At 64.2% G+C, this 18183-nt stretch carries 15 protein-coding genes; 12 read left to right on the top strand and 3 right to left on the bottom strand.

All coding sequences use genetic code 11. The features are described 5' to 3' along the window. Window positions 1-16: 16 nt before the first annotated feature. Entirely contained in the window at window positions 17-2332 is a 2316-nt protein-coding gene (locus F0P97_RS22180) for a xanthine dehydrogenase family protein molybdopterin-binding subunit (protein ID WP_182284287.1), read from the top strand. 6 nt (window positions 2333-2338) lie between these two features. On the opposite strand, the gene F0P97_RS22185 is transcribed toward F0P97_RS22180, so the two are convergent. Further along, on the bottom strand, window positions 2339-3301 hold the full coding sequence (locus F0P97_RS22185; protein ID WP_182284289.1) for a LysR family transcriptional regulator: 963 nt from the start codon (window positions 3299-3301) through the stop codon (window positions 2339-2341). After that, window positions 3301-4392, bottom strand: coding sequence for an iron-sulfur cluster carrier protein ApbC (gene apbC, locus F0P97_RS22190; RefSeq protein ID WP_182284291.1), 1092 nt, complete (start codon window positions 4390-4392; stop codon window positions 3301-3303). The genes F0P97_RS22185 and apbC overlap by 1 nt, the downstream gene beginning before the upstream one ends. Window positions 4393-4515: 123 nt before the next feature. Between apbC and F0P97_RS22195 the strand changes: the two genes are divergently transcribed. The 11 genes from F0P97_RS22195 to soxZ all read left to right on the top strand — a co-directional run bounded on the left by F0P97_RS22195 (window position 4516) and on the right by soxZ (window position 17089). Further along, window positions 4516-5085, top strand: coding sequence for a restriction endonuclease (locus F0P97_RS22195; protein WP_003072730.1), 570 nt, complete (start codon window positions 4516-4518; stop codon window positions 5083-5085). Window positions 5086-5184: 99 nt separating this feature from the next. Further along, a complete protein-coding gene (locus F0P97_RS22200; protein ID WP_182284293.1) occupies window positions 5185-6471 on the top strand; it encodes a patatin-like phospholipase family protein in 1287 nt (428 codons plus the stop codon). A 75-nt stretch (window positions 6472-6546) separates the two neighbouring features. Beyond that, entirely contained in the window at window positions 6547-8292 is a 1746-nt protein-coding gene (locus tag F0P97_RS22205) for a sensor domain-containing diguanylate cyclase (RefSeq protein WP_182284295.1), read from the top strand. Window positions 8293-8522: 230 nt separating this feature from the next. After that, a complete protein-coding gene (gene metG, locus F0P97_RS22210) occupies window positions 8523-10682 on the top strand; it encodes a methionine--tRNA ligase (RefSeq protein ID WP_182284297.1) in 2160 nt (719 codons plus the stop codon). A 124-nt stretch (window positions 10683-10806) separates the two neighbouring features. After that, the gene (locus tag F0P97_RS22215; protein ID WP_182284299.1) at window positions 10807-11148 is read left to right on the top strand and encodes a hypothetical protein; all 342 of its coding nucleotides are present in this window, start codon (window positions 10807-10809) and stop codon (window positions 11146-11148) included. A 325-nt stretch (window positions 11149-11473) separates the two neighbouring features. Then, window positions 11474-11818 carry a c-type cytochrome gene (locus tag F0P97_RS22220; protein WP_232538018.1) on the top strand — a complete coding sequence of 115 codons (345 nt, stop codon included), beginning with the start codon at window positions 11474-11476 and terminating at the stop codon, window positions 11816-11818. Beyond that, the gene (locus F0P97_RS22225) at window positions 11819-13096 is read left to right on the top strand and encodes an NAD(P)/FAD-dependent oxidoreductase (RefSeq protein WP_182284301.1); all 1278 of its coding nucleotides are present in this window, start codon (window positions 11819-11821) and stop codon (window positions 13094-13096) included. 312 nt (window positions 13097-13408) lie between these two features. Further along, window positions 13409-14431 carry a YeeE/YedE family protein gene (locus F0P97_RS22230; protein WP_182284303.1) on the top strand — a complete coding sequence of 341 codons (1023 nt, stop codon included), beginning with the start codon at window positions 13409-13411 and terminating at the stop codon, window positions 14429-14431. A 186-nt stretch (window positions 14432-14617) separates the two neighbouring features. Further along, the gene (locus tag F0P97_RS22235) at window positions 14618-15949 is read left to right on the top strand and encodes an FAD-dependent oxidoreductase (protein WP_182284305.1); all 1332 of its coding nucleotides are present in this window, start codon (window positions 14618-14620) and stop codon (window positions 15947-15949) included. A 145-nt stretch (window positions 15950-16094) separates the two neighbouring features. Beyond that, a complete protein-coding gene (locus tag F0P97_RS22240; RefSeq protein ID WP_182284307.1) occupies window positions 16095-16595 on the top strand; it encodes a thiosulfate oxidation carrier protein SoxY in 501 nt (166 codons plus the stop codon). Between the two features lie 164 nt (window positions 16596-16759). Beyond that, complete coding sequence (gene soxZ / locus F0P97_RS22245; RefSeq protein WP_182284309.1) at window positions 16760-17089, top strand: thiosulfate oxidation carrier complex protein SoxZ; 330 nt, start codon at window positions 16760-16762, stop codon at window positions 17087-17089. A gap of 166 nt (window positions 17090-17255) precedes the next feature. Here the strand turns inward: soxZ and F0P97_RS22250 are convergent, their stop codons facing one another. Continuing rightward, window positions 17256-17963: a YitT family protein gene (locus F0P97_RS22250; protein ID WP_182284311.1), complete on the bottom strand. Its 708-nt coding sequence runs from the start codon at window positions 17961-17963 to the stop codon at window positions 17256-17258. Window positions 17964-18183: the final 220 nt, after the last annotated feature.

Consider the following 18183-nt stretch of genomic DNA (forward strand, 5'->3'; position numbering starts at 1 on the left):
CGAAGAACACTACCCCATGAACCTGCCCCAGCCCCAAGCCCTGCATGCGCAGTTGCTCACGCGCGCCGACACCCTGCTCGTGGTGCGCCAGCCCGTGGCGCCGCCGCTCCCTGCACCCGGCCAGCCCGGCACGGCCACCGACTATGTACAGTCCACGCCCGAAATCTTCGTCGCCGTACTGGCCGACGACAGTGCCCCGCAGGGCTGGCGCGCCCTGGCCTTCAACGGCCATGTGGACCTGGGTACGGGCATACGCACGGCGCTGGCGCAGGTCGTGGCGGAAGAACTCGAAGTGCCTTTGGCGCGCCTGGACATGGTGCTGGGCCACACGGCCGCCGCCCCCAACCAGGGCCCGACCATTGCCAGCGCCAGCATCCAGATCTCGGCCGTGCCGCTGCGCCGCGCCGCCGCCCAGGCGCGCGAGCAGCTGCTGGAGCTGGCCGCGCAGCAATGGAACGTGGCGGCGGACCGGCTCCAGGCACGGGATGGCGCGGTGCGCTTTGCCGATGGCAGCGATGCCCGCGAACTCGGCTATGGCGATCTGCTGCGCGGCCAGCAATTGCAGCTGACGCTGGCCCCGCCCGATCAGGAAGTGAAGCTCAAGCCCGCCAGCGAATACCGGCTCGTCGGCCGTGGCGCGGCGCGCGTGGACATTCCCGCCAAGGCCACGGGCGAACTGAGCTTTGTCCATGATGTGCGCGCGCCCGGCATGCGCCATGGCCGCGTAATCCGCCCTCCGCACCCGGGCCGCGACGGCGGCAGCTTCATCGGCCGCTGCCTGGTAGCCGTGGAGCGGGACTCCGTGGCCCACCTGCCCGGCAACGTACAGGTGGTCACCGAAGGTGACTTCGTCGGCGTGGTCGCCGACCGCGAGGAACAGGCCATTGCCGCCATGCGCGCGCTGCGCGTGCAATGGCAGGCCGTGCCGCCGGCGCCCGATCTGTCTGACCTGGCAAGCCTGGTAGGTGCCATCCGCGCCAACCCTGCCCAGCACCGCTCCCTGGTAGAGCAAGGACCCGTGGATGACGCCTTCACTGGCGCAGCCACCGTGCTGCGCCGCAGCTATGTCTGGCCCTACCAGATGCATGCCTCCATCGGCCCATCCTGCGCCGTGGCTGATTTCAGCGAGGGCCGCCTCAAGCTCTGGGCCGGCACGCAGAACCCCCACATGCTGCGCACCGACCTGGATCGCCTGCTGCAACTGGGCGAGGAGCGGATCGAGATCGTGCGCCTGGAAGCCGCGGGCTGCTATGGCCGAAACTGCGCCGACGACGTCTGCGCCGACGCCGCCCTGCTGTCCATGGCCGTGGGCGCGCCCGTGCGCGTGCAGCTCACGCGCGAGCAGGAGCACCAGTGGGAGCCCAAGGGCACGGCCCAGCTCATGGATGTGAGTGCTGCCATCGACGCCCGGGGCGAGCTGCTGGCCTACGACTTTGCCGTACGTTACCCCTCCAACGACGCGCCACTGCTGGCCCTGCTGCTCACGGGCCGCATACCGGGCCAGCCACGCACGCTGGAGATGGGCGACCGCACGGCCGTGCCGCCCTACCGCTATGCCAGCCAGCGCATCGCCTGCCATGACATGGCACCCATCGTGCGTTCGTCCTGGCTACGCGGCGTCTCGGCCCTGCCCAACTCCTTTGCCCACGACTGCATGATCGACGAGCTGGCCCACGCGGCCGGCGCCGACCCCGTGGACTACCGCGTTCGCCATCTGGACGATCCGCGCGCCGTCGAGCTGATCAATGCCACAGCCCGCCGTGCGCAATGGCAGCAAGGCCATCGCGGAAACCGGGGACAGCCCGGCGCCGACGGCCTGCTGCACGGGCGCGGCATAGCCTATGCGCGCTACATCCACAGCCGCTTTCCCGGCTTCGGCGCGGCCTGGGCGGCCTGGGTCATCGACATCACCGTAGACCCCGCCAGCGGACGCATAGCTGTGCGGCGACTGGTCGTGGGCCAGGACACGGGAATGATGGTCAACCCCGACGGCGTGCGCCACCAGATCCACGGCAACGTCATACAAACGCTGAGCCGCAGCCTGATGGAGAAGGTCGCCTTCAACGAGCAAGGCGTGGCCAGCCGCGAATGGGGTGGCTACCCCATCATCGGCTTCCGCGATCTGCCGCCCATAGAGGTCGTGCTGATGCCCCGCCAGGAGGAGCCGCCCATGGGCGCGGGCGAATCGGCCTCGGTGCCAGGACCCGCCGCCCTGGCCAATGCCTTGTTCGATGCCACGGGCCGGCGATTCTATGCAGCCCCGTTCACACCCGATGCGGTGCGTGCCGTGCTGCATTCCACGCCCCCACGCGGGCAAGGCCAGCCCGCCTGACCGCACTCACTCCTTCAGCGCACCCGCATGCCGCAGGCACTGCACGCGCCAATCGGCATCGTCCTGCAGCTCCAGCGCGGCCAACAGAGCCCGCGTGGGCGCCATGCCCTGCTGAGTCATGAAGCCTATAGGCGTGACCAACTCGGGCGATCGCAGCGGCCGTGCAATCAGGCCCGGCATGTGGCGCACAGTGGCCACCATGGCACCTGGCAGCACCGTAACCATGGCACTTCCATCCCCGGGGATGCTTTCGGCCACGGCCATGACCAGGCTCAGCACGGAATTCGTTTCCATGGCGGGCTGCACTTCGCGCTGCACGGCAGCGAAGGCCTCGTCGATCACCGCACGGTTGTGCATATCGGGCGTGAGCAGACACAGCGGCAGGGCTGCCACCTCGCTCCAGCCGATGTCGGCCCCAAAAGCAAAGGGGCGGCTGTCGCACTGCGTATCCCGGCACAGCAGATAGTAGTGCTCCTGGTACTGCAGCCAGGACTGCAGGCGCGGGCCACGCCTCGGCAGTCTGGCGCTGTAGCCCAGAGCCAGGTCAAGGGACAGATCCTCGAGCCCGGTTTCTATCTCGGCCGAACTCATGGACAGCACCACGGGCGTGATGCCGGGGTGGCGCTGGCGCAGCATGGCTGCAAAGCGCGTGAGCATGGGAATCGCCGTAGGCACCGCAGCCATGCGCAACAGCCCTTTGAGCTGGCCCGCCGCAGCACTCAGATCCTGCCTCAGCGCCTCCTCGGCCCTGAGCATGGACAGCGCCGTGGCCAGCACCTGCTCGCCCTCCGGAGTCAGCCCGCCAAACAGGCGACCGCGCCTGACGATGACGGCACCGAACTCATCCTCCAGCGCCTTGAGCGCATTGGACAGTGCGGGCTGCGTGATATGGCAGGCCTGCGCCGCCCTTGCGAAATGGCGGTGCTCATTGAGCGCCACCAGATAACGCATGGAGGTCAGAAGGTTCATCAGGTATTGCTGCTAACCGTGATCGTGGGGAACTTGCTGGAGAAGTCCTTGGCCTTGAGAGCCACCTTCACAGCCAGATCGCGCGCCACCTTTTTGTAGACCTGGGCGGCTTCGCTGTCGGGCTCGGCCACTACCGTGGGCTTGCCGCTGTCGGCCTGCAGGCGGATCTGCAGCGACAGGGGCAGCGCCCCCAGATAGTCGATGTTCTGCTCGCCGGCCATCTTCTTGCCGCCGTCGGCGCCAAAGATATGCTCGACATGGCCGCAGTTGGTGCAGACATGGGCGGCCATGTTTTCGACCAGACCGAGAATCGGCACGCCGACCTTCTCGAACATCTGAATGCCCTTCTTGGCATCGATCAGGGCGATGTCCTGTGGCGTGGTCACCACCACGGCGCCCGTCATGGGCACGCGCTGGGACAGCGTCAGCTGGATGTCACCGGTTCCGGGCGGCATGTCGACCAGCAGATAGTCCAGATCCTTCCAGTTGGTCTGGCGCAGCATCTGCTCCAGCGCCTGGGTGGCCATGGGTCCGCGCCAGATCATGGCCTGGTCGTTGTTGACCAGCAGACCGATGGACATGACCTGCACGCCATGGTTCTCCAGGGGCTCCATGGTCTTGCCGTCATGGCTTTCGGGCTTGCCCGAAACGCCCATCATCATGGGCTGGCTGGGGCCGTAGATGTCGGCGTCCAGAATGCCCACTCGGGCACCTTCTGCGGCCAGCGCCAGCGCCAGATTGGCCGTGGTCGTGCTCTTGCCCACGCCGCCCTTGCCGGAGGAGATGGCGATGATGTTCTTCACGCCGGGCAGCAGTTGCACGCCGCGCTGCACGGCATGCGAGGCCACCTTGGTGGTGATGTTGACCGAGACATTGCCCACGCCCGCCACGGTCCTGGCTGCAGCGATGAACTGGCTGCGCAGGGCAGGCTGCAGGCTCTGGGCCGGATAGCCCATCTCCACATCGAACGAGACATCGTCGCCGGCAATCTGCAGATTGCGCAGGGCGCGCGTGCTCACAAAGTCCTTGCCAGTGTGCGGATCAAGCACGGTGGCCAGCGCGCTCAGAAGCGCTTGTTCTGTAACAGCCATTGGATTTAGTTTTCCAGAGGTTTCTTCAATGATGGATAGTCTAGCGAAGCTGTCCAACCCCTGTGCACAGGAGACAATGCAGCCCTTTGCCCAAGATTTGAGAGACAGCCCGTGAAATTGAAGATGGCCGAAAATTCCCTGTTTGCAGTCCTGATGCGCTCGCGCTGGTGGATCAGCTTTGCGATCTGCGCTGCGGTGGTACTGGTGTCGCTGGCTGTGTTCCCCAAGGACATTTCGCCTTTTGCCGCTCTGGGAGCCTTCCCGTTCTTCGTCGTCGGCTGCATTGCCTGCTACAGGCAGCTGCGGGCCCCCAGCCCGGCAAGGCTGGAACAGATTCAACAGGTGATCGCAGAGCAGTCCTGGGCCGACTTCAGCGCACAGTTGCAGACGGCCTGGCAATCCGAAGGCTATGAGGTTCAGCGCCTGAACCAGGCCGGCGCCGACCTGCTGCTGACGCGCAACGGCCAGACCAGCGTGGTCGGTGCGCGCCGCTGGAAAGCCGCCGCCCATGGCGTGGAGCCGCTGCGCGAGCTGCAGGCCGCACAACACAAGCTGAAAGCCGATCTCTGCGTTTACGTGGCTCTGCAGCCTCTGGGCGAGAATGCCGCCAGCTGGGCCGCGCAGAATCAGTTGGTGGTGCTGGATGCCAAGTCCATCGCCACGCTGATTGCCAAGAACCAGAAAAAGAGCTGACAGCCACCGAAGTCGTCATCAGGATCGCCCGCGCCCCCAGGCACTATCCCTTGCCTTGAGCACCTACCGCCTGCGGTCCAATCCGGGCACACTGCTGCCATGGCGGCAGTGCAGTTCTCTCCCACCCTCCCCCCCAGTCTTGCCGAAGCAGAGCGGCAGAACTCCGTAGGCCCGAGCTCCAGCATCGGGCAGACCGGCCTGCTGCTCAGCGGCGGCGGCGCCCGGGCTGCCTATCAGGTCGGCGTGCTGGCCGCCATCGCCGAGCTGCGCCGCGCTCGCGGTCTGCAGCATGGCCCCAATCCCTTTCCAGTGCTTGCAGGCACATCGGCAGGCGCCATCAATGTCGCAGCCCTGGCTTGCCATGCCGATGCCTTTGACAGCGCAGTGCGGCGCATGCTGCATGTCTGGGGCCATATGCATACCGAGCAAATCTACAAGGCCGACTCGCTCAGCGTGCTGCGCAGCGGAGCACGCTGGCTGACGCTGTTGTCGCTGGGCTGGGCGCTGGCCCGCTGGAGCCGCATGCGCCCGCGCTCGCTGCTGGACAATACTCCGCTGAAAACCCTGATGAACAGCGGCCTCATGCCTTTCGAGCGCATTCCACAGCTCATCGACAGCGGTCATCTGCACGCCCTTGCCATCACCGCATCCAGCTACAGCAGCGGTCAGCACATCACTTTCTTTCAGACCCGCGAGGCCCTGAGCCCCTGGGTGCGCGACCAGCGCAAGGCCGTGCAGACCCTGCTGACCGCCGACCACCTGCTGGCCTCGTCGGCCCTGCCCTTCATCTTTCCAGCCATACCGCTGCCCATGGACGGACATCTCGAGCATTTCGGCGACGGCTCCATGCGCCAGACTGCGCCCCTGGCCCCAGCGATTCATCTAGGTGCCAGCAAACTGCTGGTCGTCGGCGCGGGCAGACGCCACGAGCCTGTGAGCAGCCAGCCGCAGGTCGATGCCAGCTATCCCACTCTGGCCCAGGTGGCCGGGCACGCGCTGTCCAGCATTTTTCTGGACACGCTGGCTGTGGACATAGAGCGTGCCGAACGCATCAATCACACACTGAGCCTGATTTCACCGGCAGAGCGCATTCACAGCCGGCTGCGCCCTATCGAGGTACTGGCCATCACCCCCAGCGAGCGCATCGACGATATTGCCACGCGCCACATCGACAAGCTGCCGCGGCCGGTGCGCACCCTGCTGGCCACGCTGGGCGTGCGCGCCGGCACGGGCAACCCCATGCGCGATGGCGCGCTGGCGAGCTACCTGCTGTTTGAGCAAGGCTATACCCGTGAACTGATAGCACTGGGCCGCAAAGACGCGCTGGCCCGAAGTGAGGAGCTGTGCGCCTTCCTGGGTTGGCCTCAAGAATGTAACAAATGTTAATGATGCGAAAGAAACCAGGCAAATGATGCGTGAGACACTTTGCATGATCTGCATCATCTTTTCTACAACCGCCTAGTGACTCCATCCCCACAGCCCATCCGCGCTTCCAAATCGCTCAAGCTTTCGCTGATCCTGCCTTTTGTTGCCCTGATTGCGCTGCTGACATCGGCCCTGGGCATGCTCTGGTACTGGACAGGCAGCAACACGGTGTCCGCCTTGTCCGAGCAGGTGATGGAAGAGAAAGCAGAGCGTATCGCGCTGATCGTGGATCGCCACCTGTACCCGTCCAGCGCCGTGCTGGAGGCTGCGTTTCCCAGCGGCCAGCCCGTAGCTGCCGATATCCGCGAACATATTCCCGACCTGATCTCCCGGCTGTGGGTGGCGACCTCGCTGCATACCCGGCCCAATGACTATGTGTACTACGCCAATATCGCGGGCCAGGGCATTGCTCTCAAGCGAGTGGCTCCAGAGCTGGGCCAGTTGCGCCTCAAGACTCAACCCGGCGAGCACCGCAGCTACTTCAAGGTCGCCGGCATGCATGCCGAGCCGATCTACGAATCCACCGAAACCAATCTGTTCGAGCCGCGCCAGCGCCCCTGGTTCAAGCTTGCGGCAGAGTCGGCCGATGTGATCTGGACTCCTGCCTATATCGACTTCAGTGCCAAGGACCTGGTGCTCACGCGCGCACGCCGCATTCTCTCCAGCAAGGGCAGTCTCGAGGGTGTGGTTGCCACTGATATTTCGCTTCGCGCGCTCAACGAATTCGTCAACCGATTGCACCTGAGCGAACATGGCCGAGCCTTCATCATCGAGGCCGACGGCTCCCTGATCGCCGCCACCGGCATGCCCAACATCCACCGGCGCGAGGACGGCAAGCTGGAGCGCATGAGCGTCGCCAACAGCCAGGACCCGCTGATTCAGGCGGTGTACGACAGAATCCAGGGTGCCTTCCAGTCCTCGCCGTCCAGCGGCGCCCCCGGCACGGCCCTGCTCGAGGATGACAGGCACAACCATATTCGCATTGCCTACCGGCGTCTGAGCAATGGAGCCGGTCAGGACTGGATGGCCGTGGTGGCCGTACCGCACAAGGACATGCTGGCCGGCGTCTACCGCCATATGGCCCTGGTGGGCAGTCTGGGCTTGCTGGCCCTGGTCGTGGCAGTCGTCATCGGAACCCGCATCTTCGGTGCCGTGGCCAACGATATGCGCTCGCTGACCCGCGCCGTGCGCAGCGTGGGCCAGGGCGAGATCGACACGCCGATCGAAGTGCAGCGCCGCGATGAAATTGGCGAGCTGGCCCACAATTTCCACCGCATGCGTCACAGCCTGTTTACCGATCCACTGACCGGAGCCAGCAACCGCAGCGCACTGCAGCATATTCTGACCACACTCACCCGCCCCCTGCCCGGCCAGAACATGGCCGCCCCATTCGCCCTGCTGTTTGTGGACCTGGACCGTTTCAAGCCGCTCAATGACCGCTGGGGCCATGACAACGGCGATCTGGCACTGGCCGAGATCAGCCTGCGCCTGCGCAATCTGCTGCGCCCCGACGATGTCGTTGCCCGCCTGGGCGGTGACGAGTTCATCCTCATCCTGCGCGGCGTCAGCGACGAGGAGCAGGTACAGGCCGTGCGCCTGAAGATAGAGCATGCGCTGCAACAGCCGCTGGGCACGCTCCAAGGCATTCCCGAGGGCGAAGCCGTGACCGTGGGCGCATCCGTGGGGCAGGCTCTGTATCCCAGAGATGCCCAGGATGCGCAAAGCCTGCTCAAGGTGGCCGACCAGGACATGTATCGCAACAAAAGGCCTTCGGTGGGCTGAACGCAGCCGAAGGCTATCGCTCCCAATATTGAAGCTGACAACGCTTTTTATACATAGAATTTTTATAGTTTTAATATAGAAAACTATAAAAATAATGCGAAATTAGCTATAAAAAACAAAGCAACCGCCGTTCCCGAACGATCTCGGCGGGCGCCGCAGCAAAACCCGCGCCCGCAGCCTGGAGCCAAGCCCTTCTAGAATGACGGGTTCTCTGTGAAAGCTGTTTCCTCATGACCGCACGCAAACTATTCGTCACCACCGCCCTGCCGTACGCCAACGGCAACTTCCACATCGGCCACATCATGGAATACATCCAGGCCGACACCTGGGTGCGTGCGCAGCGAATGCAGGGCAATGCGGTCAACTTCGTGGGCGCCGACGACGCCCACGGCGCCCCCATCATGATTGCCGCCGAAAAGGCCGGCAAGACGCCCCAGCAGTTCGTGGCCGACATCGCAGCCGGCCGCAAGCAGTACCTCGACGGCTTCCACATCGCCTTCGACAACTGGAGCAACACCGACAGCGCCGAAAACCACGAGCTGTCCAAGCAGATCTATCTGGACCTGAAGAAGGCCGGCTTCATCGAAACCCGCACCATCGAGCAGTTCTTCGATCCAGAGAAGAACATGTTCCTGCCCGACCGCTTCATCAAGGGCGAATGCCCGCGCTGCCACGCCAAGGATCAGTACGGCGACAACTGCGAAGTCTGCAGCTCGGTCTACGCACCCACCGACCTCATCAACCCGTTCTCGGCCCTGTCTGGCGCCACGCCGGTGATGAAGTCATCCGAGCATTTCTTCTTCAAGCTCTCCGACCCACGCGCCGTAGAATTCCTGACCGAATGGACGCAGAACGGCAAGCATGTGCAGCCCGAAGTGGCAGCCAAGATCAAGGAATGGTTCGGCGTGCGCACCAACCCCGACGGCTCGACCAGCGAAGGCCTGGACGACTGGGACATCAGCCGCGACGCGCCCTATTTCGGCATCGAAATTCCCGATGCGCCGGGCAAGTACTTCTATGTCTGGCTGGATGCGCCCGTGGGCTATCTGGCATCGCTCAAGGAACTGCTCAACCGACGCGGCGAAGACTACGACGCCTACATGGCCGACCCCGACCTGGAGCAGTACCACTTCATCGGCAAGGACATCATCACCTTCCACACGCTGTTCTGGCCCGCCATGCTCAAGTTCAGCGGCCGCAAGACGCCGACCAGGATCTGCGTGCACGGCTTCATGACCGTGAACAACGGCGAGAAAATGAGCAAGAGCCGCGGCACCGGCCTCGATCCGCTCAAGTACCTGTCGCTCAAGATGAACCCCGAGTGGCTGCGCTACTACCTGGGCGCCAAGCTCAATGGCAAGAACGAAGACATCGACTTCAATCCCGAAGACTTCATGCTGCGCGTCAACTCCGACCTGATCGGCAAGTACGTCAACATCGCTTCGCGCGCTGCAGGCTTTATCAGCAAGCGCTTTGACGGCAGGCTGGGTCATGTAAGCGAAGACGGCCAGGCCCTGCTGGCCGCGCTGCGCGAACAGCAAGCCGCCATCGTCGCCGCCTACGAAGGCCGCGACTCGGCCCGCGCTGCGCGCGAGATCATGCTGCTGTGCGACAAGGTCAACAGCTATGTGGACGCCAACAAGCCCTGGGAACTGGCCAAGAAGGAAGGCATGGATGCCCGCCTGCACGATGTGTGCACGACCTGCATCGAAGCCTTCCGCATCCTGACCATCTACCTGAGCCCCATCCTGCCCGGCGTGGCCGCAGAAGTGGCACGATTCCTCATCGTGCCGCCCGAGAGCTTTGCCGACGTGGTCAAGCCCCTGGGCGCGGGCCACCAGATCGGCATCTACCAGCATCTGATGCAGCGCGTCGATCCCAAGCAGCTCGAAGCCCTGTTTGAAGCGCCATCTTCTGCAGGCTCGGGCCAGGCAGCCCCCGCAGCCGAACCCGCCAAAGCCGAGAAAAAGGCCGCCAAGAAGGCCGAGCCCGTGATCGACCCCAATGCCCCCGGCGGTGAGCCGCTGGCCGAGACCATCAGCATCGACGACTTTGCCAAGGTCGATCTGCGCATCGCCAGGATTCTGGAATGCAGGGCGGTTGAAGGCTCGACCAAGCTGCTGCAGCTGACGCTGGATGTGGGCGAGAAGGACGAGAACGGCCAGCCCAGGACCCGCAATGTGTTCAGCGGCATCAGCAGCATGTACCAGCCCGAGCAGTTGCAGGGCAAGCTGACGGTGATGGTGGCCAATCTGGCACCACGCAAGATGAAGTTCGGCCTGTCCGAAGGCATGGTGCTGGCCGCCAGCCACGCCGACGAGAAGGCCCACCCCGGCATCTATGTGCTGGAACCCTTCCCCGGCGCCATGCCCGGCATGCGGATTCATTGATCTCATGATCCCCCCTGAGTCGCCTTCGGCTCCGTCCCCCCGGGGGGACGACACCTTCGCCGCGAGGCGGCGGGGCCGCCTCAGGCCCTTGCTCGCAGCCCCCGAGCTGGGCTCTTCCCTTTGCATGCCCCGCAAGCTCCCGCGCTTCCTGGCCCTGGGGGCTTTTTGCTTCAGCCTGGCGCTCCCGGGCTGCACCGTGATCGCCGTCACCGGCACCGCCATCAGCGTGACGGCCGGGGCCGTGGGTCTGGCCGCCGATGCCGCCATCGGCACGGCCAAGATCGTGGGCAAGGGCGTGGGCAAGGCTGCCGATGCCATGATGGATGACGACCCACCCGATACCAGCGGCGTGAATATTCGCTACCGCGATCCCTCGGCCACCGCTCCCACAGCGGCAGAAATGCCGGCAGCGACCGCCAACACCACGCCCTCCGCGCCCTCTGACGGACTGCCGCAGCAATACTGAAGAACCGCCTGCAACCTTTCACAGGAAACCGCATCGTGCTACATATAAGATAGCGAAATGCGGTTTTTTTCATGACCTCGCGCGCCCTCGCAAGCACAAGCGCAGTGCATAACTAAATAACCAATAACTTCCTGTTACACCACCGGGATATTGAGCTTGTCAGAGCTGGCCCGCTTCCTAGAATCCGACTCCATCAGCTCTGCCTGCGCCGCCCCTGCCCAGAAGAATGCCCGACATTCGCCACACATAACAAAGGCCGCGCACATTCAGGCATCGAGGTCATAAATCCCCCACGCGGCCTTGCGTGGGGACAACGGGAGGCCCCATGCGATCGAAACCCTTGCTCACTTCGGCGCGCTCTGCGCTATGGCTGGCTTTTGCCCTGGCAGCGCCGCTGCCCGGCCTGGCCAGCTCTGCCGCAACCTCTTTGCGTGTGCAGGATGTGGCCGTGCTGGCTGCCAGCTGCGCCAACTGCCACGGCCCGGACGGCCGCTCCACGGGCGTCATTCCTCCGCTGCGCGGTCTGCCTGAGGCTCATCTGCTGCAGCGCCTGCAGGCCTTCAAGGCCGGCACCGCCAAGGACGCCACCGTCATGACCCGTCTGGCCAAGGGCTACGACGATGAGCAACTCAAAGCGCTGGCCCAGTGGTTCAGCAAGAAGGGCCAGTAAATGCAGATCAATCGTCGTCAAATTCTCGGTGGTGCCGCCGCCGGCGCAGCCAGCTTCGCCGTGCCCGCCATCGTGCAGGCCAAGGCAGCTTCGGCCCATGTGGTCGTGATCGGCGGCGGCTTTGGCGGAGCCACGGCTGCGCGCTATCTGCGCCAGTTCGCGCCGCATATCCAGGTCACGCTGGTGGAGCCGGCCGAGCGCTTCCATACCTGCCCCTTCTCCAATCTGTACCTGGCCGGCCTGCGCAGCTGGGACAGCATAGGCCACGGATACGGCGGTCTGCGCAAGGCCGGCGTGAACGTGGTCCATGCAAGTGCCGACCAGGTCCTGACCGACTCCAGGCGCGTGCTGCTGTCCAACGGTCAGGCGCTGAGCTATGACAAGCTGGTGCTCTCGCCCGGCATCGACATGCGCTGGAATGCATTGGAGGGCTATGACGAGGCGGCCGCGCAGCTCGCCCCCCATGCCTGGAAGGCCGGAGCGCAGACCCAGCTGCTCAAGAAGCAGCTCGAAGCCATGCCCGACGGCGGCAAGTTCGTGATGGTCATCCCTGCCAACCCTTTCCGCTGCCCGCCCGGCCCCTACGAGCGCGCGGCCATGGTGGCCCACTACCTCAAGCAGCACAAACCAAAGTCCAAGATTCTGCTGCTGGACGACAAGGATGCCTTCTCCAAGCAAGGTCTGTTCATCCAGGGCTGGAAGGCGCTTTATGGCGACATGATCGAATGGGTCAAGCAGGCCGATGACGGCAAGGTCACACGCGTGGATGCCAAGAACCTGGAAGTGGAAACCGCGTTCGGCACCAGGCACAAGGCCGATGTGCTCAACGTCATCCCGCCCCAGAAGGCCGGCTTTATCGCCGACCGCGCCGGCGTGACCAACGCCAGCGGCTGGGTGCCCGTCAAGCCAGAGTCCTTTGAATCCACCCAGGTCCGGCATGTCTATGTGCTGGGCGACGCCACGATTGCGGCGCCCATGCCCAAGTCCGGCTTTGCCGCCAATACGCAAGGCAAGGTGGCTGCTGCCGCGATTGCCGCCGAGCTGAGCGGCAGCCCCCTGCCTGCAGCGGCCTTTGCCAACACCTGCTACAGCCTGATCGGCACCGACTACGGCATTTCCGTGGCCGGCGTCTACCGCACGGCAGCGGGCAAGCTGATTGAAGTGCCCGACTCCGGCGGCGTGAGCCCCATGAACGGCGATGCCGCCTTCCGCAAGGCCGAGGCCGACTACGGCGCAGCCTGGTACAAGGCGATCAGCGCGGATATCTGGGGTGGGTGAATAGAGGCTTCCCCCTGAGGCGCTGACGCACCTTCCCCCTTCTCTCGTGGCGCTTCGCTTGCGGGAAGGGGGACGCCGGCTTTGCTGCGGGGCGGCCCTTGCTCGCCAGCCCGAGCGAAGGTTCACGCTTCATGCGTCTGGTGCCAATCTCTGCCACCCGCCCTCATCTGCTTTATTGAACGACTGATATGTTGTTGTGGTCTGTTTGTTTGCTGGCCCTGAGGCGCTGACGCGCCCTCCCCAGCGCGTCCCAAGCCGGCAGCAGCCGTATTTCAAGGCGGCGCTGCCGCTTGCCTTGCTTGAGTCATCGATATGTTGTTGTGGTCTGTTTTTCTGCTGGGCATGGCCTTCGGCGTCGCCGCGCGGCTGGGGCGTTTCTGTCTGCTGCGCGGGCTGCGCCAGCAAATGGGGCGAGATACCGAAGTCGCTGCGGGCCAGGCACCTGCATTGCAGGCCTTTGCCCTGGCATTGGCCGTGGCCTTGCTGGCCTCCCAGGGGCTGCAGGCTCTGGGAATGCTCGATCTGAGCCAGGCCGCCATTGCGCGGCCCAGCTTCTCCATGGCTGGCGTGCTGATAGGTGGTTTGCTGTTTGGCGTCGGCATGGTGCTGGCCCGCGCCTGCGGGGCGCGCTCTCTGGTACTGCTGGCGGGCGGCAATCTGCGCTCTCTGATCACCCTGGTGTTTCTGGCGCTGGGCGCGCAACTGGCCATGACCGGTGTGCTGACGCCTCTGCGCCTGTGGCTGCAGGCCCTCGCCCCCCTCACGCTGGCCCAGGCCACCCTGCCCGCCTATCTGTCTTCCCTGAATAGATGGCTGCTGACGCTTGGGCTGGCCTTGCTGCTGCTGGCCTACGCCCTGCTGCGTCCCGGCCTGCGCCAAAGCCGCTTGCAGTGGGGCAGCGCGTTGCTCATAGGCCTGCTGGTGGCTGCCGGCTGGTGGCTGACTGCGCATATCGGGGTCGATGAGTTCGAGCCGGCCCGCCTCACCTCGCTAAGCTTCATCGGCCCGATTGCCGAGGCCCTGCTCTATCTGCAACTGTCCGTGGGACGCGAGCCCGGCATAGGCCTGGCGCTGACGGCGGGCGTGCTCTCCGGTGCCTTTCTCGCAGCCCTTGGCAGCCGCACTGCGCGCTGGGAGGGCTTTGACAGCACCAGCCGCCTGGCAGCCAGCGCCGGTGGCGGCCTGCTGATGGGAGTTGGCGGCGTGCTGGCCGCAGGCTGCTCCATTGGTCAGGGGCTGAGCGGGCTGTCCACGCTGTCGCTGGCCAGTTTTGCGGCCGTTGCCGGCATCCTGCTCGGAGCGCTTCTCAGCCTGCGCCTGCTGCGCCAGCAATAGCGCTGGCTTCGCTTGGGTATTCGCCGATTCCGGATCAGGGCCTGCTCCTAGAATCTCCAGCCACCAGCTCTGCTTGTGCCGCGTGTCGGCTGAGAGGCAATCCCATCGCGCTGCGCCCAAGCTTGCTTCCCTCCCCCGAATCCCGGGCCTCGATCAGGCCCCATTCTCATTAAAGGAGCAATGCTCATGCAACGTCGCCATTTCCTCTGGACTCCGCCCGCACTCGCCCTGGGCGCCGCTGCCGGCCCGGCAATGGCTGGACCCGCCATCGTCAGCAGCCAGTCGCCCATCCTGCCGCGCAAGGGCAAAGGTCCGCGCATCGTGATCTGCGGCGGCGGCTGGGGTGGCCTCACGGCGGCACGCTATCTGCGCGAGCTGATTCCTGCTTCCGACGTCGTGCTGCTGGAGCGCAATCCGACCTTCTGGTCCGGCCCCATGAGCAACAAGTGGCTGGTGGACATCGTAGGCACGGACTTCGTGAACCGCGACATGCTGCACCCGGCCAACAAATACGGCTACACGCTGCTGCAGACCGAGGTCACGGGCTTCGAGCGCGACAAAAAGCTGGTGCGCACGGCCCATGGCCTGATCGAGTACGACTTCCTGATTCTCTCGGGCGGCATTCGCAATGATTACGAGGCCTGGTTCGGCAACGACCAGCACGCCATCGAGTACACGCGCACCCATTTCCCCAACGCCTACATCCCCAACCAGGAAATGCTCTCGCTCAAGAGCAAGGTCAAAAACTTCAAGGGCGGCACGCTGGTGATGACACTGCCGCCTCCGCCGCATCGCTGCCCGCCCTCGCCCTATGAGCGCGCCTGCCTGATCGCCTGGCATATCAAGAAGAACAAGATTCCCGGCAAGATCCTGATTCTCGACCCCAAGCCCAAGATTGCACCTATCGGCGTGGGCTACAAGCAGGCTTTCGAAGAGCTGTACGCAGACATCATCACCCATGTGCCCAATGCCGGCGTCAAGGAAGTGGACCCCTTCAACAAGCAGATCAAGACCGCTGCGGGTGACTTCAGGTTCGACGACGCCATCCTCATGCCGCCCCACCAGGCCGCCGACATGGTCTGGAAGGCCGACCTGATAGGCAAGGATGCCGCCACCGGCAAGCCCACGGGCTGGGCCGACATGCACAATCGTCTGTTTCATGCCAGAAGCGATGACCGCGTGTATTTTGTCGGCGATCTGATGGGCGCGATCTCGCCTCAGTTCGGCCACTACCCCAAGAGCGGCCATGTGGCCAATTACATCGGCAAGATCGTCGCCCGGAACATTGCCGAGCGTGTGGCCGGCAAGGAGGTCGTTGCCCGGCTGCCCGACAACCTCTGCTACATGATGGTCAACGGCGACCCTCAGGAGGAAATTTCGGTGAAGTTCGAATACGAGGTGGACGCCAGCGGCCAGGTCAACCAGACCCAGATCGACATGGACGTGCGCACCTCCGAGCTGGTCAAGGAAGACTTTGCCTGGATCAACGGCAAGTTCGGTGATTTCCTGGGCACTTAAGTCTCCCCCTGAGCGGCTTTGCCGCTTCCCCCTCTCTCTTCGGGAGGGGGACGACGCCCTCGCCGCGAGGCGGCTCTTGCTTGGCGTCTCTCACTTGGAGCCGGTGTGAGTTTTGAAGTTTTGTTAATTGGATTGAAGAGAAGCAATGTTCAAGAACACCACCCGTAGAAGCATGGTGCTGAGCGCGGCGGCAGCCGGGGCCAGTCTGGCTCTGCCCGCATCGGCTCTGGCGCAAGCCAGCAGCGCCGCCAAGACTCCGCTGGTCGGGCCACTGGCGCCGAACCCGGCCGAGTTCAGGAAAGCCATGGAGCAGTTCACGGGCGGCAAGCCAGGCCTGGCCGAAGGCCTGCAGCTGGAGGTGCCCGTGCTGGCCGACAACCCCAGTGCCGTGCCCGTCAAGGTCAAGGTGACGCTGCCCGTCACCGATCAGGACTGGTGCGAGGAGGTCATTGTGCTGGCCGAACTCAACCCCTCGCCGCTGGCCTGCCGCATGCAGTTCACCGCAGCGGCCGGAGTGGCCGAGGCGGCGGTGCGCATACGCCTGTCCCAGTCGCAGACCGTTCACGCACTGGCGCGCATGAAGAGCGGCAAGATACTGGTCGCCAAACAGGCGACGACCGTGGCCGCCAGCGGCTGCGGCATGTGAATCTAGGAATCCCCCTGAGTCGCTTCGCGCCTTCTCCCACAGGGGGACAGCGCCAGCGCCGCAGGGCGGCCTTTGCGCGGCGCTTGCTGGACTCAGGCCCCCTGCTAATTCGGGCATAGCGGCTTCCAGATTCACCCTGGATGCGTGAACTGAAAGGAATTTTGATGAATAAACCACCCCGCGTCTGGGTCAGCAACGCCAACCCCAAGAAAGGCGAAGTGCTGCGCGTGCGCGCGCAGATGGAACATGTCATGGAAAGCGGTCTGCGCACCGACCCGGCCACGGGCAAGGTGCGCCCGCGCAATATCGTGAGCCGTTTCGAAGCCCGGCTGGGCAATACCTTGCTGTTCAGCTGGGAGCCCGGCATTTCGATTGCCCAAAACCCCTATATCGAGTTCACCTTTGTCGCCCGGGAAAGTGGCGAGCTCAATATGCAGTGGAAGGACGAGCAGGGCCAGACGCTGAGTGCGCAGAAGACGATCAGCGTCGCCTGATGACAAGCCCCATGAAAAATGGCTCCCCGCACTTGCCCACTATGTGGGGCCGTGGTCCCTCCAAGAGGGCCTAGGCGGCCCCGGCGTTTTCATCTTGGGGCGGCCCTGCGATGAAAAGCCCCGCCCGGCTTGCACCGGGGCGGGGCTTTTTCATGGATGGCAGGCCTCAGTTGCCCTGATAGCGACCTGGGCGATGGCTGATCCACAGGAACATGCTCATGATCACCGCCGCAAGCACCGAATACGCCACACGCTCCAGCGGCACGATGGCCAGCGCCAGCAGCACAACAGTGCAGTCGATCATCATCTGCACCTTGCCGGCGCGAATGCCGTAGCGGTCCTGCAGATAGAGCGAGACGATCGTGGCCCCGCCCAGGCTGGAATGGTGCCGCGCCAGGAACAGGCAACCCGACCCCATGAGCAAGCCTCCAGCCACGGCCGCATAGAGCGGATTCAGGTAGTCGATATGGATGAAGCGCGGGCCCACATCGGCCATCAGCGCCAGCATGGCAACCGAGACAAAGGTCTTGATCGTGAACTCCGCGCCCATGCGCTTCCAGGCAAACCAGTAAAACGGCAGATTGATGACGAAGAAGATGGCGCCGAAAGGCAGTCCCGTCACATAGTGCAGCAAAAAGGCAATGCCCGCCGTGCTGCCCGTGAGCAGTCCCGCCTGCGCAAACAGCATCATGGTGATGGAGACAAACAGCGAGCCCGTGAACAGGGCCTGCGCGTCCTCGAAGCGACCATGGCGCAGGCCCGGGCTGACAGACCCGGAAGCAGCGGCGGCATCGATGCTGCCGACCAGAGCAGAGCTGGCGGAAGAAGATAGCGGTGTGGACATGTCGGGTAAGACAGCAAGATTGATGCCCATGATCTCGATAAAGATCGGGGCGAGCCGGCGCGGATAACACCGGGAAACCCCTTAATTTTACGGATGGACTCATGCTGTATGCACATGATTTGCTGCAACGCAACAAATCTCGAAGGGGAATATCAGGCGCAGTTCCGTCGTAGGCTTCAAGCTTTTCGACTTCCATCACTTACAGGACAAGCACTAAAAGCTATCAATTCGGAAGCACCTCAACGCCCTC

It is taken from the genome of Comamonas testosteroni, assembly GCF_014076415.1.
Taxonomy (GTDB): domain Bacteria; phylum Pseudomonadota; class Gammaproteobacteria; order Burkholderiales; family Burkholderiaceae_C; genus Comamonas; species Comamonas testosteroni_F.